The 19830-nt window shown below is 40.7% G+C and carries 20 protein-coding genes; 11 read left to right on the top strand and 9 right to left on the bottom strand.

Annotated features, from left to right (window positions below; all coding sequences use genetic code 11):
• Positions 1-228 precede the first annotated feature (228 nt).
• The 4 genes from mltA to I8751_RS05140 form a co-directional block, all read right to left on the bottom strand.
• The gene (gene mltA, locus I8751_RS05125; RefSeq protein WP_214438190.1) at positions 229-1464 is read right to left on the bottom strand and encodes a murein transglycosylase A; all 1236 of its coding nucleotides are present in this window, start codon (positions 1462-1464) and stop codon (positions 229-231) included.
• Positions 1465-1467: 3 nt separating this feature from the next.
• Entirely contained in the window at positions 1468-1722 is a 255-nt protein-coding gene (locus tag I8751_RS05130; RefSeq protein ID WP_214438099.1) for a hypothetical protein, read from the bottom strand.
• 183 nt (positions 1723-1905) lie between these two features.
• Complete coding sequence (map, locus tag I8751_RS05135; RefSeq protein ID WP_214438100.1) at positions 1906-2676, bottom strand: type I methionyl aminopeptidase; 771 nt, start codon at positions 2674-2676, stop codon at positions 1906-1908.
• Positions 2676-3692 (bottom strand): Gfo/Idh/MocA family protein, encoded by a 1017-nt coding sequence (locus I8751_RS05140; protein ID WP_214438101.1) that lies wholly within the window; start codon positions 3690-3692, stop codon positions 2676-2678. Before I8751_RS05140 ends, map begins: the two co-directional genes overlap by 1 nt.
• Positions 3693-3998: 306 nt before the next feature.
• Between I8751_RS05140 and I8751_RS05145 the strand changes: the two genes are divergently transcribed.
• Positions 3999-4295 carry a ferredoxin gene (locus tag I8751_RS05145; protein WP_214438102.1) on the top strand — a complete coding sequence of 99 codons (297 nt, stop codon included), beginning with the start codon at positions 3999-4001 and terminating at the stop codon, positions 4293-4295.
• A 185-nt stretch (positions 4296-4480) separates the two neighbouring features.
• Here I8751_RS05145 and I8751_RS05150 read toward each other — a convergent pair whose 3' ends face one another.
• Positions 4481-6142: a SpoIID/LytB domain-containing protein gene (locus tag I8751_RS05150; protein WP_214438103.1), complete on the bottom strand. Its 1662-nt coding sequence runs from the start codon at positions 6140-6142 to the stop codon at positions 4481-4483.
• Between the two features lie 115 nt (positions 6143-6257).
• Here I8751_RS05150 and I8751_RS05155 point away from each other — a divergent pair, with 115 nt between their 5' ends.
• The 8 genes from I8751_RS05155 to I8751_RS05190 all read left to right on the top strand — a co-directional run bounded on the left by I8751_RS05155 (position 6258) and on the right by I8751_RS05190 (position 13130).
• Positions 6258-6521, top strand: coding sequence for a ParB N-terminal domain-containing protein (locus I8751_RS05155; RefSeq protein ID WP_214438104.1), 264 nt, complete (start codon positions 6258-6260; stop codon positions 6519-6521).
• A gap of 65 nt (positions 6522-6586) precedes the next feature.
• Entirely contained in the window at positions 6587-7078 is a 492-nt protein-coding gene (locus tag I8751_RS05160) for a Dps family protein (protein ID WP_214438105.1), read from the top strand.
• Positions 7079-7198: 120 nt separating this feature from the next.
• Positions 7199-7855: a nucleotide exchange factor GrpE gene (grpE, locus tag I8751_RS05165; RefSeq protein WP_214438106.1), complete on the top strand. Its 657-nt coding sequence runs from the start codon at positions 7199-7201 to the stop codon at positions 7853-7855.
• Positions 7856-8041: 186 nt separating this feature from the next.
• The gene (locus I8751_RS05170) at positions 8042-8290 is read left to right on the top strand and encodes a hypothetical protein (protein ID WP_214438107.1); all 249 of its coding nucleotides are present in this window, start codon (positions 8042-8044) and stop codon (positions 8288-8290) included.
• The gene (locus I8751_RS05175) at positions 8277-8693 is read left to right on the top strand and encodes a putative toxin-antitoxin system toxin component, PIN family (protein WP_225893970.1); all 417 of its coding nucleotides are present in this window, start codon (positions 8277-8279) and stop codon (positions 8691-8693) included. Before I8751_RS05170 ends, I8751_RS05175 begins: the two co-directional genes overlap by 14 nt.
• A gap of 262 nt (positions 8694-8955) precedes the next feature.
• The gene (locus I8751_RS05180; protein WP_214438108.1) at positions 8956-10632 is read left to right on the top strand and encodes a PAS domain S-box protein; all 1677 of its coding nucleotides are present in this window, start codon (positions 8956-8958) and stop codon (positions 10630-10632) included.
• A 51-nt stretch (positions 10633-10683) separates the two neighbouring features.
• Positions 10684-12432, top strand: a complete 1749-nt coding sequence (locus tag I8751_RS05185) for a PAS domain-containing sensor histidine kinase (protein ID WP_225893971.1) — start codon at positions 10684-10686, stop codon at positions 12430-12432.
• Between the two features lie 365 nt (positions 12433-12797).
• A complete protein-coding gene (locus tag I8751_RS05190) occupies positions 12798-13130 on the top strand; it encodes an STAS domain-containing protein (RefSeq protein ID WP_214438109.1) in 333 nt (110 codons plus the stop codon).
• Here I8751_RS05190 and I8751_RS05195 read toward each other — a convergent pair whose 3' ends face one another.
• The 3 genes from I8751_RS05195 to I8751_RS05205 all read right to left on the bottom strand — a co-directional run bounded on the left by I8751_RS05195 (position 13131) and on the right by I8751_RS05205 (position 16044).
• Positions 13131-14267: a PP2C family protein-serine/threonine phosphatase gene (locus I8751_RS05195; RefSeq protein WP_214438110.1), complete on the bottom strand. Its 1137-nt coding sequence runs from the start codon at positions 14265-14267 to the stop codon at positions 13131-13133.
• Positions 14268-14403: 136 nt separating this feature from the next.
• Entirely contained in the window at positions 14404-15171 is a 768-nt protein-coding gene (locus I8751_RS05200; protein ID WP_214438111.1) for a DUF1350 family protein, read from the bottom strand.
• Positions 15172-15312: 141 nt separating this feature from the next.
• Complete coding sequence (locus I8751_RS05205) at positions 15313-16044, bottom strand: hypothetical protein (RefSeq protein ID WP_214438112.1); 732 nt, start codon at positions 16042-16044, stop codon at positions 15313-15315.
• Positions 16045-16996: 952 nt separating this feature from the next.
• Between I8751_RS05205 and serA the strand changes: the two genes are divergently transcribed.
• Positions 16997-18577 (top strand): phosphoglycerate dehydrogenase, encoded by a 1581-nt coding sequence (gene serA, locus I8751_RS05210; protein ID WP_214438113.1) that lies wholly within the window; start codon positions 16997-16999, stop codon positions 18575-18577.
• A 101-nt stretch (positions 18578-18678) separates the two neighbouring features.
• Positions 18679-19599, top strand: a complete 921-nt coding sequence (gene prmA, locus I8751_RS05215; protein ID WP_214438114.1) for a 50S ribosomal protein L11 methyltransferase — start codon at positions 18679-18681, stop codon at positions 19597-19599.
• Positions 19600-19608: 9 nt separating this feature from the next.
• Here the strand turns inward: prmA and I8751_RS05220 are convergent, their stop codons facing one another.
• Positions 19609-19773, bottom strand: coding sequence for a hypothetical protein (locus tag I8751_RS05220; protein ID WP_214438115.1), 165 nt, complete (start codon positions 19771-19773; stop codon positions 19609-19611).
• Positions 19774-19830: the final 57 nt, after the last annotated feature.

A 19830-nucleotide genomic window follows, 5' to 3' on the forward strand; every position in this document is an offset into this window, starting at 1 on the left:
AGGTGGGGCCCCCTTTGGGGATAAGGGGCAGGGTTAAAGGGTTTGTTTCTTCATCCTTTAACCTTTTCCCCCTCTTCTTGCTCCCCCTGCTCCGGTTGCTGAGTGCAGTCGTTGGCGCAGCCTCTCGCAGAGAAGCAAGCCGAAGTATTGGGCATGGGGCATGGGAAAAAGTGACCAATACCCAATGCCTCATGATAAATTTTTAGCCTTTACTTTACACTTGATTAACTATTTTTTGAGTAGTAAATAATACAGTGAACCATTACCGCCTGTGATCCCGGCGCGATCGCCTGCTAATTTGCCAGATCCCATAAAATAATCTACTCGTCCAGGGCCTTTGATAGCACTACCTGTATCTTGATCTAGTACAAAGCGGCTCACAGTCCGATACTCCAGCCGTCCAGCACTGGCAGGATAGGGAAATGAAGTATGAACCAGCGCTAGGGCACCTGGAGGCATGAGAGCTTTATCTGTAGCAATGGAACGCTCTGGTGTGACTGGCACATTAATACTACCAGTAGCTTGTCTACCGTTAGTTTCTTTGAAGAAAACAAACCGTTCCCAACGCGGTAGATAATTACTCAACTCCTGCGGCTGTTGTTGAAAGTAACTAATCAAACGTGGCATTGTCAATTGTGCTAGTGGTAGTTTGCCATCTTTTGCTAGTTCTTTACCGATACTAGTCCAGGGGTAATCTGTGCCACCTGCATAGCCAATGGATGTTTTTTTGCCATCGGTTAACTGAATTTGAGCAGAACCTTGGATTTGTACCATATATGGATCTAGGCGATCGCGGAACCACAGCATCTCTAAACCGCGCAACTGGCTCTTATCTCCTAGTAAGCCATCTGTCCCTTCTAAATCAATTCTTTTGGGATGGGGTTTAGGCCATTGCTCAAAGTTTGGCGGTAATCGATAAAGAGGATACTTGTATACTGAGGTTTTTACACGGCTAGCAGTATAAACGGGTTCGTAGTAAGCAGTAAACTTAACAGTACCCTTGCCATCGTTGCCTACAGATTTGTAAAAAACAAACTCTCGACGGACAGCAGCTTGCAGTTGTGCTGGAGATTTAGAACTAACAACTAATTGCCGGAAACGTACCAAACTCCGCCGCACCCGATCAATTGTAATTCCTTTGACAGGATAGTTTTGATACGCTGCGATCGCACTACTCTTTGTCAAGTAACCCAGACTGTTGTCAATCGCAGTCAACAAAGCTTGGCGATCGCCGGGTTTACCTCTTTGACCCCAAATTTGCTCGTCCCAACCCAAACAAACATGTATAGGAGTACAGCCTGTTCCTAAGTTGAGAGGTTTAAGTGGTGGCTGTGGTGGCGGCGTGATCTCAGGACTAGTCGTCGGTATTGGCAATGGTAAAGGAACCTGAGCAACAGCTGACCAGATTGTATTTACAAGGGTAATTCCCAGACTTAAGGAAACTAGAGCAAGGGTTTTTCTCATCATTTAGTTGAATCTTTCAACACTAGAGCTAAAAACTGGTTCTACTCGGATGGCGACAATTCGAGAAGGACGTATAACCATATACTCTCCTTGAATGTTCTTGATCGGTACGCTAATAAAGTCGTTAGAAGCAGACTTGGGTACAAGTTCGCCACTATACCATTTCTGAAATTCCTGAATCGTCGGAAAACGGATTTCTTCACGATGACCACTTTCCAAAAGGAGGAATACAGAGTATTCATTCGGAGTTCTAGGCATAAGATTGAATCATTTAAAACATATTCAACCTATTGTTAACCGCGTCACCCCAAAATGAAAAGGGTAAGCATACGGGAGCAAGATCAGCTTGGTAAGAGTTTTTAATTTATAACTCATGGTTCCTTTCACTCTAGACGGCCAATGCTTTCACCAGTTCCCAGCAATTTTTTGAGCAAACCCTTATTAATTACCTTCTGGTAAAGTCAGAATTTCCACGCCATCTTCTGTGACAGCCACGGTATGCTCAAATTGAGCCGAAAGCAGGCGATCGCGTGTGACAGCAGTCCACCCATCATTCAGCACCTCAACTTCGTAAGTGCCTTCATTAATCATCGGTTCGATGGTAAAAACCATTCCTGGTCGCAGACGCTTGCCTTTATCGCGGATACCATAATGAGGAATATCCGGCGCAGTGTGGAAAATATTGCTAACGCCGTGTCCGACGAAATCTCGCACTACAGAGAAGCCTTGTGCTTCAGCATATTCTTGAATGGCTGCACCAATGTCTCCAATACGTCCCCCTGGTTTTACCTCAGCAATACCTAAACGGAGACATTCCTCAGTCACTTCCACCAACTTTTTCGCTTTTGGGGAAGGGACACCAACAAGAAACGTCTTGGATGTATCGCCGTGGTAGCCATCAACAATGGGTGTGACATCAATATTGATAATGTCACCCTCTTTCAGGATCTGCTTGGCATTAGGAATACCATGACAGACGACCTCATTCACACTGGTGCAAATTGACTTGGGAAAACCTTTATAGCCTAGAGGCGCGCTTTTTGCTTTATGTGCCTGCGTCCACTGTTCGGCTGCATCATTAAGTTGCAGAGTGCTAACCCCAGGCTTCACAAGAGGTTCGAGATATTGTAAAAGTTTGGCAGCCAAGCGTCCAGCCTGACGCATTTTGTCTAGTTCTCGTGTGGATAAAATAACAATTGGTTCGGTTTTCATTAACTCTGATCTAAAGTATCTGCCATAAATATAGTTAACCCTGTCTGTGCAGCTCTTTGGGCGGCATCAGCAACCTTTAGGGTATACAAACTCTCTTCTGGGGTTACATATAAAGGCGCGCCATCAAAAAGATGATCTAGTACCATACTCGTATCTTTAGCAAATAAACCCCGACGAGTACTAACTTCTATCGGTGTTGTCTCTCCTGGCTGGATAAAATATCCTGTCTCACCATCAAAAATTAAACCACCCTTTTCGCCGTGAACTTCAAACTTCCGTTCTGATTGCCAAATCGTTTCACCTTTGCCATAGACTACTTGGGCTAAAAGTCCACTGGTAAAGCAAAGTTCACTAGTGCAGAAACAGGTTTGGTAATATTCTGGTTCTATTTCCCAGTATCGTTGGTGACAGTTAACAGTAAATACTTTACCAAACAAATCGTTAAGACGATGCAATCGAGAAATAGCACCAATCAAGGGAAAACCAAAAAGCTCATGGTTATAAGTCCACTTCCGGGGTGCAGGATTTTGGGGTTTGATGGTGCTGTAGCGGACATAAAATACATCGCCAATTTTGGCTAAGTGCTGCTTCAAGGCTTGATGTATACCACCTAAAAGTTCTATATGTTCGACGTGTAGTAGTTTATTTTGGATTTTAGCTAAGGCAATCAGTTCTTCCGCTTCCTTGACATCAAAAGACAAGGGATATTCTACAACTACGTGCTTTCCTTGAGAGAGGGCTGCATGAGCGATCGCTCCATGATCACGATTAATTGTGGATATCACTACCAAATCTAAATCTTCGCGTTCCACTAGCTGTTGCCAAGAACTCAATACTTCGGTTTGGTATTCTTTGGCAAAGGCTGTTGTTTTTTCTAATGTATGACCAGCAATTGCAACCAGATGCGATCGCTCGTCATGCAGCAACGCCTCTGCTCGTAGTTTTGCTGCATATCCAGTTCCAATCAAGCCTACCCGCACTGTTGCTTTTTCCCAAGCTGCTTCTGAATTATACATGATCTTACAGTTGTGTTTTTGACAATGTGATCTCTAAAAAATTCACATTGTTTTGTCAACATTTTGTCTATATATAGTTTTTTCTCATAACAGGACTCTTAGTCCGTTAAACACATAAAAGAAACTTATGATTATCTAGTAACTAAATTTCATTACTAATCGCGGTCGATTTCCAGTTACATCGTTTAATTTTTCTCGTAGTATCAGAATTGAAGTGAATTTGAACCGACGGCTTACATAAGAGCAGCCGTAGGCTTTGCTTTGAGATAACTTAATACTGCCGTTTGCAAAAGAGAGGATTACTAAATGGCCACTTACAAAGTGACATTAATCGATGGTGAAGGAGCTGAAAATACAATTGAAGTTCCTGATGATGAATATATTTTAGACGCTGCCGAAGAACAGGGACTGGATCTACCCTTCTCTTGCCGTGCTGGTGCTTGCTCGACCTGTGCTGGTAAATTAGTGTCGGGTACTGTTGACCAGTCTGACCAGTCATTCTTAGACGATGATCAAATTGAAGCTGGATATGTATTGACCTGTGTTGCCTATCCAACCTCTGATGTCACAATCCAAACTCATAAAGAAGAAGAACTCTACTAAGAGTCAGGCTTTTCAGGTCTAAACTTCTTACAAGAGTGACTAATGTTGTAGAAATGGAAATAGCACGTCTAGAGGAAAACTCCTCTTTGCTATATGTGCTTTTTCAGTCTGCTTTGGCAAAAAGTCTGAATTTAACGCCAAACAGGAACACTAACATCTAGTGTTCCTGCTTTGTTGTTAAATGTTCATAACATCTCGTTGCTAAGAAGTTTAATTTGAGTGCCAGGATAATAAAACTGAAGAATTTTGGGGCTTGACCAACCTAGATTAGCTAAATTTTGAGCGCCGGTTTGACTCAAGCCGACTCCATGTCCTAATCCACCACCAATAAAAGCAAATCCCCATAGATTAGGTTTACCTTTATTTAAAGGTTCTATGTAAAAAAGTGTACTAACAGGGGCTGTAAAGGCACTACGCACTTCGTCTTTATGTAGAGTAAAAGTGCCAATATCAGTTTTCACCGCAAGTTCGAGAATGCGTCCACTTTGACTGCGCTTGACTATAGCCATCGCTTCAACATTTTTAAATTTGGCATAGGGACTATTTTTGACTCGCAAAAATTTCTGCAAAACTTTGGTGATATCTTCTAGGCTAGTTTCTTTTTGCCAACGGAACATGTCCCATTTGCTTTCATTAAACCCTTGCTGCATTGTAATAAACTTCTGAAAATTCTTTTCATTTGCTAGATTTTGCTTAGACAAATTCCAAAGATTAGTAGGAGCATCAACTACTGGGCGCAAATAAGGACGATCTTCACCATTCCAGATATCACTGAAAGACGCGGTAACACCACCAGTGGTAGAAGAATACAGCGCATCTACTAGCTGGTTGTTGTATGTTAATACCATACTTCTAGTTGCCGCGATCGCCTTGTCTGTTTTAGCAACTGTTCCATTCAGCCCATAATAAACTTGGCAGTGAGTGTCAGCACATAATTGATAGTCATCTATGGCAAATCTGCGCAAATTCCTCAAAGCATAAGTTCTCGCCAGAATTGCTTGAGCTTCTACTGCTGCTACTGGCGCATTTGGGCCAATTTCATGAGGTACAACCCCGCGCAAATAAGTTTCTAACGGTACTTGATTAACTAAAGTGTAAGTACCGTAGGCATTTGGCTGTAAATTTAGTTGTCCTGCGTAAAGACGAGCATTTTCTGGCTTGTCGCTTTTATTTACCCGAATCAAGTTTTTATCGGTGCTAATTTCTAGAGAATTTAGGTTGTAACGTTTATCGTTCACCACCCAATTTATTCGTGGCACTTGTTGCAGTATTTTGGTATCAATATATGCCGTATTTTTCTCTATAGCTTGTACGCTCTGGAATAATAAGCGTCGCAGTAAAGGAGTATTGTATACATCTCGCTTTGCCCAAACTTGCCAGCGTTCTGGTTGGGCTATTTCCACTTCTATTCCCTGTGCGCGCCATTTATTAGCACTGTCTTCAGCTGTTTCAAAGGTACGGTAAATACCTAAAACGACTACTTCCTCAACAGCAGGTTGCGGTAAAGCTTGCATTACCGTTTCTAGCTTGACGGGGTTTGCAGTAACTAAAGTCTGTTGTTTGTTGCCTAATTTGAATTTTAGCCTGAGGCGATCGCCCTTAGTGGGTTCTAGTTGTAACTTGGCTGTGGGTTTCTCTCCAAACCGCTGCACAATTCCAATTTTCAGTTCCACATCCTTGAGATTGTTCTCAGGCCCAGATGCTGCCGTCAGTCCCAACAAGCAAAATGTCGTCACTACAGTGTAAGAAAAACGCCATAACGAAAATCTCATGACCTGATTTCGCCCCTGAATGCGGCGGTGGGGCGGATTTTCCAGTTGCTTTGTAGCGTAGTGGTTTTGTCGCATGAACGCTCCAATGATACCATTACCAGTTTTGCTCCTAAAAAAGTTGCAAAACGAAGTCATAATGACTATGATTTATTTAGAGATACAAAACAGAACTAGTTGGGTCAACTCTATTATGGTTAGAGTCCAAGAAATTCCATTAAATCAAATTAAACGCCCGTTGCCCCGTGCAAACGATCCAAATAAGGTAGAAGACCTCATGGAATCAATTGCAGCGATTGGACAGCAAGAACCCATTGATGTCCTAGAAGTAGATGGACAATATTATGGCTTTTCTGGTTGCCATCGGTATGAAGCTTGCCAGCGTTTAGGCAAAGAAACCATTTTAGCCAGAGTCCGCAAAGCTAATCGTAGCGTTTTGAAAATGCACTTAGCGTAAGCTAATGATCATTGAAAAAAAAAGAAACAACTGACTACTAACATACAACCCATTAGGAGAAAATTATGTCATCTCAAGCAACAGTCAAAAATGTAAATATTGGTATAGATGAAGCAAGCAGAGCTAAAATTGCCGAGGGGCTATCTCGCCTGTTAGCTGACACTTACACACTGTATCTAAAAACTCATAACTTTCATTGGAACGTTACAGGGCCAATGTTCCAAACACTGCACCTGATGTTTGAGACCCAGTATACAGAACTAGCCTTAGCAGTTGATTTGATTGCCGAGAGGATTAGAGCGCTTGGTTATCCCGCACCGGGAACCTACAGCGAATATGCCAAGCTGAGTTCGATTCCAGAAACACCTGGAGTTCCTAAAGCTAAAGAAATGATCAGCTTACTAGTAGAAGGGCAAGAAGCCGTAGTGCGAACTGCACGGTCTATTTTTCCTGTAGTCGAAGAAGTGAACGACGAACCCACAGCTGATTTATTAACTCAGCGGATGCAAGTCCACGAAAAAACTGCTTGGATGTTGAGAAGTTTACTGGAAGAATAAGAGGCAGGGGGCAGGGAGCTGGGGAGCAAGGGGGAATTGACAGTAACCTCTCGTTGCCCGTTTGCACTTCTGCCTCTTCATCCCCCTCTGCACCCTGCCCCAATTCTTCTTAATTGCCCCATGCCCAATTCTGATTTGACCAAGAAGTTGCAAATTTTAATGCAACGCGTGGATATTTCTAGTTTTAAAGCTCTGAGTCGCGCTGCTGGTGTCTCAGAGCATCAAATTTTGCAATTGCGGCGGGGAAAGCTAGAGCAGATGCGGGTAGATATACTGCTCAAACTGTCGTCAGTTTTAAAAGTGCCATTGAGTGAGTTGATAGCAACTTTTTCAACTGTAAATTTGGTAGAAGAGAAAATAGCACCAAATCAAGAATTATTACAAGAGATTGCAGACTTAAAAATAGAGTACCAGCGATCGCAACTGGCGCTAGAACAACAGCGAGAGTTATTGCAGCAACAATTTCAGCATTCAAGTTTGCAACTCCTAGAATCTTTATTATTGCAATGGCCGACAGCAGCCCAGAAAGCACAAGAAAATCCGCAGTTAGCAGCGGTCAAAATATTGCCATTGGTGCAAAAACCCCTAGAAAGACTCTTGCAGACTTGGGGAGTGGAAGCGATCGCACCCGTGGGAGTAGAGCTGCCTTATGATCCGCAATTGCATCAATTGATAGAAGGTACTGCACAACCCGGTGAATTAGTCAAGGTGCGATACATTGGCTACCTTCAAGGTGAAAAATTACTTTATCGAGCCAAAGTCAGTCCTGTAACATAGTCCCCTACTTGAAGGTCTTATCAGACGCAATAAATCGTGCCTCTGTATGAGTCTCCAAGGAAGGCGCATGTTAAATCTGTACCACAATCTGATTTAATCGTTCAAACAAAAATTGGCTCTCAAATCCAACTCTGAGCCGAGGAAGTAACATGATTAAAGAGGAGAAATTATGGAAGCGAACAGACCATGATTACTAAAGAAGAAATTACCATCAAAGTGCCGTCTGAAGTAGCACAAGCATACCGCAATGCCACTGAAGACGAACGAGAACAATTGCAACTTAAGATTGCGGCAATTATGCACTCTCAATTTACAACTCCGAGACTTGAGTCCATCGCACGCCTGAGAAGGACGATGGATAAAGCAAGTCTTGAAGCACAAGAGCGAGGTTTAACGCCTGCAATCTTAGAATCGATTTTGAATGATGATGAATAATCGACGGTTCGTATTTGATACAAATGTGCTGATTAGTGCTTTTTTGTTTAGTCAAAGCAAGCCACGTCAGGCATTAGATAAAGCTCAGGATATTGGCGTTATCGTATTATCAAATAATGTCTTATCGGAGTTAGAAGAGGTTTTATACCGTCCCAAATTTGATAAATATCTTACCAAAGAAAGGCGGCAAGAATTTCTGGAATATTTAACAGAAAACGCTCAATTTATTGACGTGACTGAAAAGATTAATGAATGTCGAGATCCCAAAGATAACAAATATCTGGAATTAGCAGTCAGTGGAAAAGCAGAATGTATTGTGACCGGAGATGATGATCTGCTAGTGCTAAAACCCTGGAGAGGTATTGAGATTTTGACTGTTCAAGAATTTTTGGCAAAGAACTAGGATGAATTACCCTATACCTAATAGAAGGCTCGTCAAGACGTAAACCCTGCCAAATTTCAAGTTAGTGGTTGGGGTGAATGGGTGATTTCTCCGTTTCGGGATTTTTATACCTAAATAGGTTTTTTGGTTCTGTTGAAAAATCAAGGACATTGGGAATACTAAAACAGCAGAGGCGATCGCTTCAGAGAACTTTTCTTTAAGTGATGATGCATCTAACCTCCAGTCATCGGAGGCTAAAACACTTACAAACAGGATTTTGGACATGCCAAAGGACAACAAAATCAATGAGTTCTGCGATGAGCGAAAGGAACTCGCCAGTAATTGTCCACTGGGAAATCACGCCATTTCTTACAACGGAGTGGCTCCCCAAGAAAATTTCTCTGCTGCCTTTTTACTCCAGATCATCAACGGTACAGAAGATCCAATTTTTGTTAAAGACCGCCAACATTGTTGGGTATTGCTCAATGATGCCTGCTGTAATTTCTTAGGACTGAAACGAGAAGAATTAATTGGCAAGTCAGATTATGATTTTTTTCCAAAAGCGGAAGCTGATGTGTTTTGGGAAAAAGATGAGCTTGTTTTTATAACAGGTATGACTAATGAAAATGAAGAATCTTTGACTGATGCTCAGGGCGTGACACACTTTATCTCTACTAAAAAATGTTTGTTTAAAGATAGTGCAGATAATCAATTTTTGGTCGGTAGTATTCGAGACCTAACGCAGAACATCACACAGTCTAAACAGGTAGAAGCTGAACTGCGTCACTCAAGACAACTGCTGCAATTAGTCATCGATAACATCCCCCAATTAATTTTTTGGAAAGACCTTGACTCAGTTTATTTGGGCTGCAACCGAAAATTTGCCCAAGTAGCAAGGCTAGATTCACCAGAGAATATTGTAGGACTTAGTGACTATGATTTGCCTGGCAAAAAAGCAGAGGCTGACTGGTATCGACAATGCGATCGCCGAATAATGGAATCAGGCATCCCAGAAGTGGAAATCATCCGAACTCAGCAGCATTCTAATGGCCAGCAATCTTGGATGAATACCAATAAAATTCCACTATGCAATGCTCAGGGTGATGTAGTCGGCATTCTTGGGACTTATGAAGATATCACCAAGCGCAAACTGACAGAAGAAGCTCTACGTCATAGTGAGGCAAAATTGCAGAAGCTCTCGGCAAATGTACCGGGGATGCTCTACCAATTTATGTTGCATCCTGATGGCTCAATATCCTTGCCATATATTAATTCCGGCTCTTATGAGTTGTACGGGTTAACACCAGAACAAATTCAAGCTGATCCTAATTTAATCATTTTAATTGTGCATCCAGACGAACGTCAGGATTTTGAACAAGCGATCGCAGCTTCTGCTCAAACTTTAGAACCTTGGCAATGGGAAGGACGAATTGTTTTACCCACTGGACGAATCAAATGGTTGCAAGCTGCATCCCGCCCAGAACTACAAGCAGATGGGGCAATTATTTGGGATGGTCTGATCATGGATGTAACTCGGCTGAAACAGGCAGAAGCAGCACTCCAGCAAGCTTTTGCAGAACTGGAAAAACAAGTAGATGAACGGACAAAACAACTAGTACAAAGCAATGAAGCGCTACAGACTGAAATTATTGAACGGCAACACGCAGCAGCAGAACTGAAGGCTTCGCAGCAAAGATTAGCGCTTTTAATTCAACAAACACCAATAGGTGTAATTGAATGGAATACTAAACTTGAGATTCAAGAATGGAATTCGGCGGCGGAAAAGATTTTTGGATATAGCAAAAGTGAAGTTCTGGGTCGTCATTTTGGGTTTTTAGTGTCGGCGATCGCCAAAAAACATGTCGATCAAGTAATGGTTAGTCTCTTGAATCCCCAAGGAGAAATTTTGAGTGTCAACGAGAATCTCACAAAAGACAATAAAACAATTATCTGTGAATGATATAACAACCCTTTAGTAGCTGAAAATGGCGAAGTAATTAGTATTGCGGCAATGGTGCTTGACATCACAGAGCGCAAGCAAGCTGAGCAAAATCTCATGCTTTACAAGCAAGCTGTGGAAAGTTCCAGTGATGCCATTGCCATAGCAGATGCCACAGGTAATCACATCTACCAGAATCCAGCATTTTGCAAATTATATGAGTGCGAAACAGTGCAGGACTTCATCGATTTTGGTGGTGTTTCTGCTGTTTTCACTAATTCAGCAGTTGCCCAACAGATTTGGCAGGCTACTATTTCAGGCCAATATTGGAGAGGTGAAGTTGAGCAACAATCTCTTAATGGTCGGATTATGCAGACTTTTCTGAGGTCATATTCTTTAAAAGACTCCACAGGTCAAAATATCGGTGTGGTTGGTGCAATTACTGACATCACAGAGCTTAAACGGGTAGAAACACAACTACAGGAGAAAGAACAATTTTTACGTAGTGTTTATGATGGCTCGGAACACAGCATATTTGTTGTAGATGTTTTAGAAGATGGCGATTTTTGTTTTACAGGTTGGAACCCAGCCACAGAGCGTGCCACTGGTATAAGCAGCCTAGATGTAATTGGGAAACCACCAGAGTCTATACATGGTGCTGTTGAAGGTGCAGCAGTACGTAAAAGATATTTAAAATGCCTAGAAGTAGATACCCCCATTAATTATGAAGAGTGCCTAACTTTTCACAATCAAGAAAGTTGGTGGTTAACTACAATTAATCCACTCAAAGATAGTGAAAATAAAATTTACCGATTAGTAGGAACTACATTTAATATTACTGAGCGCAAACAAATAGAAAATCAGCTAAAACAGCAGAAAGAAGATTTAGAAACAGCAATCCAGGAACTCCAGCAGACTCAAATGCAGCTTGTCCAAAGTGAAAAGATGTCAGGGTTAGGGCAACTAGTAGCGGGTGTTGCCCATGAAATTAACAACCCTGTGAACTTCATTTATGGCAATCTTGCCCATGCTAACGACTATACCCAAGATCTACTAGAGTTGGTGCAACTATACCAGCAACAATATCTTGATCCTCCACTGTCCATTCAAGAATTAGCAAAAGAAATAGACCTAGAATTTCTGATTGAGGATCTGCCCCAAATCCTTAATTCGATGAAAATTGGGGCACAGCGCATTCGAGATATTGTTGTGTCCCTACGCACTATTTCTCGCATGGATGAGGCCGAAATGAAAGAGGTAAATATCCATGAAGGAATCGATAGTACCCTGATGATTCTAGAACATCGCATTAAAGCTACACCTAACCGCTGCTCTATTCAAATTATTAAAAAATATAGCGATCTGCCTTTGGTGGAATGTTATGCTGGTCAACTCAACCAAGTATTTATGAATATTTTGGCGAATGCGATCAATGCTTTAGAATCGTCATTGCTGGAGGAAGGTTTACCGACCCAGACGGCTGAGAACTCCAAAAGTCAGTATCCAGTAGTTAACGAAAAAACAACTGACAACGGACAACTGACCACTAATAATCCGCAGATTCACATTCGTACCCAACTACTAAAATCAAATCAAGTACAGATTTGTATTGCCGATAACGGCATAGGTATCCCAGAAGTAGTTAAAAAGCGATTATTTGAACCTTTTTTTACTACTAAGCTCATTGGCAAAGGTACTGGTATGGGACTTTCTATTAGCTACCAAATTATCTGTCAAAAACATGGTGGCTCCTTAGAATGTATTTCGCAATTAGGAAGTGGAACTGAGTTTGTAATTACTATTCCTCTACGTCAAGACTGAGCTATACCAATTTATAATTCGTAATTATGAAAGTTTTAACCGAATTTGCTACTGCTGATACAAAAACTTTTAATGAAAACAGGCTATAGTTTGGTTCTTAATTTACTGATTTAAATTTCAACATTTATGAATAATTAATTTATTAAAAATATAATATGAGTAAATAATTTAATTTTTTTGTATTTGGAATTTTACGTAAATTAAATATTCGCTAATTAATTAATGATTAGTATTTGTTATGCATCATTTAGTAATTAATAATTCATGGCTTTCATTTTGAGTCGCTTTTTCCAAAAATGACTATGTGGTATATAATACGATAAAAATCGACACATTATTTTACAGCAAATCGTTACCCGTATATTATGAATCAGCAAATGCAAGTTAAAGTTATTAAACTCAGTGGAATTGTCAATACTACTAATTCTCAGGAATTACGACAGAATATTACTAACCTCATAGAAAGCGGCGCAAAAACTGTGTTAGTGGATTGTCAAGATGTAAGCTTTATGGATAGTTCAGCCTTGGGTGCGCTAGTGTTAGCATTCAAAACACTACGGGCCGCAGATACAAAGCTGGTTCTTTGCTCCATTAATGAACAAGTAAGAATATTATTTGAACTAACTGGTATGGATAAAGTATTTGAAATATTTCCCACTCAAGATGATTTCAATCAGGTTTTGCTTTCTAAAAACTAATTAATCAAATTTAATTTGCAGGATTGATAAATCATCTTCAAAAGCTTCTTTGGAGTTCAAAGCGATAAGGTAATTCAGTACCTGATCGAGTTGGCAATCAACAGTATGCTGTAAGCTAACTAATATCTGGATAAAAGCATCCAAACTCCAAAGTGTGCCATCTGATTTAGTAAGTTCGTAAGCACCATCACTAAAAATATAAAGATTGCTAAATTTTTCAACTTGGCAATAGGCATCAACATATTTTGCCTCTGTAAACATACCAACTGGCATACCTGGGGTTCTTAACAGTTGCACTTTAGTATTTTTGGGAGATTTACCAGATATCAATATTGCAGGGGGATGGCCTGCACTTGCGTAAATTAACTGACGCTTGACTCGGTTATAAACACCGTACCAGATAGTAAAATATTTGTCATTTTGATAATTCATTTGGAAAGTTTCATTTAGCGCTCTGAGGACATCACTAGGTTGATAGTAATCTAGATCTTTGAGGGCGCGAGAGCGCAGCAGGTTCAGTACCGAAATAGAGGGGAGAGTGGCTTTGAGTCCATGTCCCGCAGTATCTAACAGGTATACTGCCAGATATTCGGAATCTAGCCAGTAATAATCGAAACAATCGCCGCCGAGTTGGCGCGAAGGAATGAATCTAGAATTAATGCTGAAGGGTTCAGTTGCAGGTAGAGGTAGAAGCGATCGCACATATTCTGCTGCTTCTGCTAGTTCTGTTTCTAAAAGCAACTTTTGAGTTTGTAAATCTCGGCTTAATTGATGTAGGCGTAATCCTGCTCTGACCCTTGCTTTTAATTCATTTTGCTCAATGGGTTTAGAGATAAAATCATCAGCACCAGCGTCTAAGCCTTTGACGCGATCGGCCACAGAATCTAAAGATGTTAATAAAATAAAAAATATTGTAGATAAATTTGGGTCTGTTTTGATATAGTTACAGACTTCAAGACCATTCAAACCTGGCATGATCCAATCACAAATAATTAATGCTGGATTATAAGACATTACCTGGGCAATGCCTTCGTTTCCATCATTAGCAGTAACTACTAAATAACCTTGCTTTTCTAATAGCCTTTTGAGAAATATTTGTATTGAAATATCATCATCAATCACTAGTATTTTGAACATGGACGATTATAGTAAAAATTAATAAATTGATATATAAAATAGAAAACATTTTAATGGTTAATGGGTTAGTAGGATCATTACAAACTACTAACCCATTTTGAATTACCTACCTAATAAACTTTGATCATCATAAAAATTATGGTGGCGAAAGAGGATTAAGCCATAAGAGGATGGTGTGCCTTAGCTGGTTCAAGTCGCGGTATACTTCTTGCTTGAACCATTGCCCAAAAGCATCGAAGGGGGTGAATGATGTACCTGTTTGCCATTTGATGTCTTGACCTAAAGGTGTGGTATGAGTTCCTGGTAAAGTTTGCGCTGTCACCATCTCAGAAAAGCGTTCTTGTAAAATTTTGGTTAACACTGCTGATTGGTCGATAGTATCGTTATTGAATTTGATTAATAAGTTACGACGGATGTGATAACGTTCTTGTACAAGCTGGTTGGTTTCTAGTGGTGAGGGAGTAAACTCAATTGCCAAAGTAGAATTAAGCTGTTCTACCAAAGGGATAGCATCCCTAGCAGCATAATTATTAAAAGATATTAAAATATTGCCTGCACGCTCTACAGGGAAAAGGCTCCCGATGAGCAGATGGAGTTTGCAACCCATGCTGTGTCCAACGCCGTAAACGGGGAGGTAGAGCTTGCGTAATGCTGTGGAATCGTGTAATCGTTCTATAGTGCGATCAAAGTTCAGCAATACAGATTTAGCGATCGCAATATGATCCAAAGTATTGACAAAAGGCGTAGCAATGATTACATACCCCTTATTCGCCAACTGTTCTAATAACCAGCGGTAAGTCAGGTGGGGCGCTGTAGCGACAAACGCACCTCCCAAAAAATGGATGATACCGATGGGATTGCGGGGAATTAGTACCCAATTACCTCTAATTTCTTTCCAGTCCATGCCTACAGGCGATCGCTTTATTTAGATTACTTTATGTTAGACCGTGGATTGCAACGTTGTGATGCTTCGTGAAAAAAGCTATGCTGAGCCAAAGAATATTTTTGGCTCTAGATTTGTCTTTATGTAACCAATGTATGAGTTTTAGCCCTGATTCTGCAACCTTTTCATTTCATATTGCACATCTAATGCAATCTGCAATGCTTCATTGAGTAAACGTCCATGTTCAGTAGCCTGTTCAGTAACTTGCATTGCTGTTAAAGTTGCTAAATTGTTGTCAAATAACTCTGTATTCCGCAGGATAAAACTCTTATTCTCTCTTAAAATTCTTTCAGTTTTTAAAGCACGTACTAAATCAGTTTTTGTAAGTTGTAATGCTTCGATAACTCTCTCTCTTTCTTTAATGCTGACTCCGGGATTACCCGCTTCTTCTATTTGGTCATTAATATCTATTGCTTTAATAACGGCATTATATCTATCAACATCATGTAAAAGAGTTTGCAAAGAGCTTGTCATACTAGTTTTAAGTATTTTCAATCTCTTTTTCCACCAAAAATATAAAATAATTTGTGTAACACCTCCGCCCCAAAAACATAAGACAATTAACAATATCCAAGATGGAACTGTCACCCATGTCGCAAACAATTTAATAATAATATCGAAGACAAGGTAACTAAAAATAAATGTAGAAAAACCTAGGAAAATTACAGTAGCTCCTTCAGAACCCTTGATTTTTTCTACAGTTTTTTTTACAATTTCTTTCAGAGGATTACTAATGATTATTAGTTCATCTTTCACAGGCAAGTTAGTCAGTTTTTGCAGTTCTTTTTGACTAATCTCTAAGCCATGTAAATCATTACGCACAGCTTTACCCATTTTTGCCAGAAAAATTAGTTTAATACAATATAGCAATCAAATTTATGGATTGGTAAATATATAGGCATTTTGTGCAAAAATTTTAATTGAGTTAATAATTTCAAACAAAAAATAATTATGTACGATATGATACCTAAATCCTAGATTATTTATAGTCCATAACTCATGTGAAATAAACATTATCAAACAGGCTAATCATATAAAAATTCATAACAGGTAATTATCCAAACCAATTATTCATAGCAGGATACTGGTGAATGAGTAGTACTACTTGAATGGATAAATTTTATACTAAACTATACTAATAAACTTCAGATAAGAATTGCTATGTTAGGTATGACTCAGATCTGTATGCGTTGATCGCTTCTTGGATTTTATCTAAACATCTTGTTATTACGAATTGAGAGTTTTGAACCACTAAGTAACAACAAATTTATTTCCTGAGAAATGCACGCAAATTATCTTTATAAGCAAGTTTTATCTGCTACCAATTACTATTTCGCTGAAACTGAGTAATACTGCAAGTATTATTAAGCAGCTACAACGATTTAGTAGATACTTGACTAGCGTACTTATTTTTTGAGGCAGCTAGCAACTGCTTAAACTCAAACCTGAGCCCAGCCAAAGATGCGATCGCTCACACTCATAGTCAAAAAGCTGCTTAATTCTCAGAAACTTTGGTAACTCTTAACTATTAATAAATATATAGCTTCTGGGTGCTACTCATGGTTTATATTTACCAAAAGGTGGTACAAACAGTCACTCGCCTTCAAATGCGAGGAGGCATCGCCACACCAACCCTTTAACTGGTACTGTGATCCTATCAGCACTAGGCGTAAGTGAAGGTTAAGTCGATATTAAAACGAATAATTTTTGCTGAATTGCGACAGATAAAGACTAAACTAAAAAGTCTTGTGCAGCAAAACCTGTAACTTTAAATAATGAAGTAATCATGTCCAAGGTTCTCGTCTCCGACACCATTGACCAGGCTGGAATTGACATTCTTTCGCAAGTTGCTAGCGTAGATGTCAAAACAGGTCTAAAACCAGCGGAACTGATAGAAATTATTGGCGATTACGACGCGCTAATGATTCGTTCTGGTACGCGCGTCACCCAAGAAATTATTGATGCTGGTACACAGTTAAAAATCATCGGTCGTGCTGGTGTGGGTGTGGATAATGTGGATGTTCCCGCAGCCACACGCCGAGGAATTGTAGTTGTCAATTCTCCAGAAGGTAACACCATTGCCGCCGCAGAACACGCTCTGGCCATGATGTTGGCTTTGTCTCGTCACATCCCTGATGCTAACGCTTCAGTAAAACGCGGCGCGTGGGATCGCAACAGCTTTGTTGGTGCAGAGGTTTATAAGAAAACTCTGGGTATTGTTGGCTTGGGTAAAATTGGCTCCCATGTAGCCGCTGTGGCTAAAGCTATGGGAATGAAACTACTCGCTTATGATCCCTTTATTTCTACAGAACGAGCTGAACAAATTGGCTGTCAGCTGGTGGAATTAGATTTGTTATTCCAGCAAGCAGACTATATTACACTACACATCCCCAAAACTTCTGAAACCACTCACTTAATCAATTCTGTCACCTTGGGTAAGATGAAACCCACTGCTCGGATTATTAACTGCGCTCGTGGTGGCATCATTGAAGAAACAGCTTTAGCAGCAGCAATTAAAGCAGGTAAAATCGGCGGCGCGGCCTTAGATGTGTTTGAGACTGAACCACTGGGCGAATCAGAATTGCGATCGCTCGGTAAAGAAGTCATCCTCACCCCTCATTTGGGAGCCTCCACCACAGAAGCTCAAGTCAATGTGGCCATAGATGTTGCCGAACAAATTCGCGATGTTCTTTTAGGACTACCCGCACGTTCAGCAGTCAACATTCCCGGACTCGGCCCCGATGTCTTGGAAGAACTCAAACCCTATATGCAGCTGGCAGAAACCTTGGGTAACTTGGTAGGACAGCTAGCTGGCGGTAGAGTGGAATTACTCAACGTCCGACTGCAAGGCGAACTGGCAACGAACAAAAGTCAGCCTTTGGTAATCGCATCTCTTAAAGGTCTACTTTACCAAGCCCTACGGGAACGAGTAAATTACGTTAATGCCAACATAGAAGCTAAAGAACGAGGAATTAGGGTAATTGAAACCCGCGATGCCTCAGCTCGTGACTATGCTGGTTCATTGCATTTAGAAGCCACAGGTACTTTAGGTACTCACTCGGTTACAGGTGCTTTACTGGGCGACAAGGAAATTCACCTAACTGACGTTGACGGTTTCCCAATTAACGTTCCGCCAAGCAAATATATGGTGTTTACCCTGCACCGCGATATGCCAGGAATCATCGGCAAACTCGGTTCTCTACTTGGCAGTTTCAACGTCAACATTGCTAGTATGCAAGTAGGGCGTAAAATTGTCCGTGGTGATGCGGTAATGGCTCTCAGCATTGATGATCCCTTACCCGATGGCATCTTAGATGAGATTGTCAAAGTGCCTGGGATTCGAGATGCGTATACAGTAACACTATAAATAAGAGGGGTAAAGGGTAAAGGAATCAACAGGTCGCCAGCTACTTGCTCCACAATTGGTCTTGGTTTTTACCCTTCCCCCTTATTCTTCATACTTCAGATATGGCAAACACTTGGTGGGAACTAGAGATTTTATGTGAACCAGCGCTAGAAGATTCTATCTTTTGGCGATTGGAAGATTTTGGTAGCCGTGGTACAGCTAGCGAAAGCAAAGGAAATTCTTGTCTTGTAAAGGCTTATTTACCAAGTTTTCAAACACAGCTACTAGATTTGGCAGCCCTATCGCTGTGGTTGCGTCAAGATGCTCTTTGTGTGGGGTTGTCTACTCCCAGCCTGCAGTGGCATTTAATTGATGAGGAAGATTGGGCAACTAGCTGGAAACAATATTGGCACCCCCAAGAAATAGGCGATCGCTTTTTGATTAACCCCGCCTGGCTACCATTACCAGAAAGCTCAGACAGGTTAGTAATTCACCTTGATCCCGGTGTAGCATTTGGTACTGGCAATCATGCCACTACTCAGCTATGTTTAGAATCTTTGGAAATGCGCTTGAGTTCAGTACCTCAATCTTTTGTTGCTTCTGGCGGTCAGTCAGAACCTTTAGTAATTGCAGATATTGGTTGTGGTTCTGGTATCCTTTCGATTGGGGCAGTGTTGCTGGGAGCAGAGAAAGTCTATGCAGTGGACACTGATCCTTTGGCGGTGCAATCGACTTTCAGTAATCGCGCCCTCAATGACATTAGCCCCGAACGATTGATCCCAGCAGAAGGTAGTGTAGACATGGTGAAGAGACTAGTTTCTCAACCAGTAGATGGTATTGTCTGCAATATTTTGGCTCATGTAATTATTGAGTTAGTTCCAGAAATGAGTGCGATCGCAAAACCCAGTACTTGGGCTATCTTCAGCGGCATTCTACTAGAACAATCCGCAGCTGTTGCTGATGCTTTAGAAAAAAATGGTTGGGTTGTTGCTACCCTTTGGAAGAGAAAAGAATGGTGTTGCTTAAATGTGCGGCGTTCTTGAGCAAATCACCTAATTGTTTCTTTGGTCTGAGTTACCAGTTTGTTTGGGAATTTCGTACTTTTGTAGAACCTGATGAATTTGGTAAGTGACATGATCTATTCTATTTTTCACCTTATCAAAGTCAATATTTCCCCAGATTCTGACCTGATTAGGCGGTTTTTGCTGTTTATACATAACTTGTATTGGTAGTCAATTTTCTTTCTTATATCTATACAATGCAGTAGTCTCAAT

Origin of the sequence: Atlanticothrix silvestris CENA357 (assembly GCF_016056295.1) — a bacterium.
Taxonomy (GTDB): Bacteria; Cyanobacteriota; Cyanobacteriia; order Cyanobacteriales; family Nostocaceae; genus Atlanticothrix; species Atlanticothrix silvestris.

Bases quoted from the DNA above. Each gene is read 5' to 3' on its own strand.
- mltA (WP_214438190.1), bottom strand. From the start codon at position 1,464: ATGAGAAAAACCCTTGCTCTAGTTTCCTTAAGTCTGGGAATTACCCTT.
- I8751_RS05130 (WP_214438099.1), bottom strand. From the start codon at position 1,722: ATGCCTAGAACTCCGAATGAATACTCTGTATTCCTCCTTTTGGAAAGT.
- map (WP_214438100.1), bottom strand. From the start codon at position 2,676: ATGAAAACCGAACCAATTGTTATTTTATCCACACGAGAACTAGACAAA.
- I8751_RS05140 (WP_214438101.1), bottom strand. From the start codon at position 3,692: ATGTATAATTCAGAAGCAGCTTGGGAAAAAGCAACAGTGCGGGTAGGC.
- I8751_RS05145 (WP_214438102.1), top strand. From the start codon at position 3,999: ATGGCCACTTACAAAGTGACATTAATCGATGGTGAAGGAGCTGAAAAT.
- I8751_RS05150 (WP_214438103.1), bottom strand. From the start codon at position 6,142: ATGCGACAAAACCACTACGCTACAAAGCAACTGGAAAATCCGCCCCAC.
- I8751_RS05155 (WP_214438104.1), top strand. From the start codon at position 6,258: ATGGTTAGAGTCCAAGAAATTCCATTAAATCAAATTAAACGCCCGTTG.
- I8751_RS05160 (WP_214438105.1), top strand. From the start codon at position 6,587: ATGTCATCTCAAGCAACAGTCAAAAATGTAAATATTGGTATAGATGAA.
- grpE (WP_214438106.1), top strand. From the start codon at position 7,199: ATGCCCAATTCTGATTTGACCAAGAAGTTGCAAATTTTAATGCAACGC.
- I8751_RS05170 (WP_214438107.1), top strand. From the start codon at position 8,042: ATGATTACTAAAGAAGAAATTACCATCAAAGTGCCGTCTGAAGTAGCA.
- I8751_RS05175 (WP_225893970.1), top strand. From the start codon at position 8,277: ATGATGATGAATAATCGACGGTTCGTATTTGATACAAATGTGCTGATT.
- I8751_RS05180 (WP_214438108.1), top strand. From the start codon at position 8,956: ATGCCAAAGGACAACAAAATCAATGAGTTCTGCGATGAGCGAAAGGAA.
- I8751_RS05185 (WP_225893971.1), top strand. From the start codon at position 10,684: ATGGTGCTTGACATCACAGAGCGCAAGCAAGCTGAGCAAAATCTCATG.
- I8751_RS05190 (WP_214438109.1), top strand. From the start codon at position 12,798: ATGAATCAGCAAATGCAAGTTAAAGTTATTAAACTCAGTGGAATTGTC.
- I8751_RS05195 (WP_214438110.1), bottom strand. From the start codon at position 14,267: ATGTTCAAAATACTAGTGATTGATGATGATATTTCAATACAAATATTT.
- I8751_RS05200 (WP_214438111.1), bottom strand. From the start codon at position 15,171: ATGGACTGGAAAGAAATTAGAGGTAATTGGGTACTAATTCCCCGCAAT.
- I8751_RS05205 (WP_214438112.1), bottom strand. From the start codon at position 16,044: ATGGGTAAAGCTGTGCGTAATGATTTACATGGCTTAGAGATTAGTCAA.
- serA (WP_214438113.1), top strand. From the start codon at position 16,997: ATGTCCAAGGTTCTCGTCTCCGACACCATTGACCAGGCTGGAATTGAC.
- prmA (WP_214438114.1), top strand. From the start codon at position 18,679: ATGGCAAACACTTGGTGGGAACTAGAGATTTTATGTGAACCAGCGCTA.
- I8751_RS05220 (WP_214438115.1), bottom strand. From the start codon at position 19,773: ATGTATAAACAGCAAAAACCGCCTAATCAGGTCAGAATCTGGGGAAAT.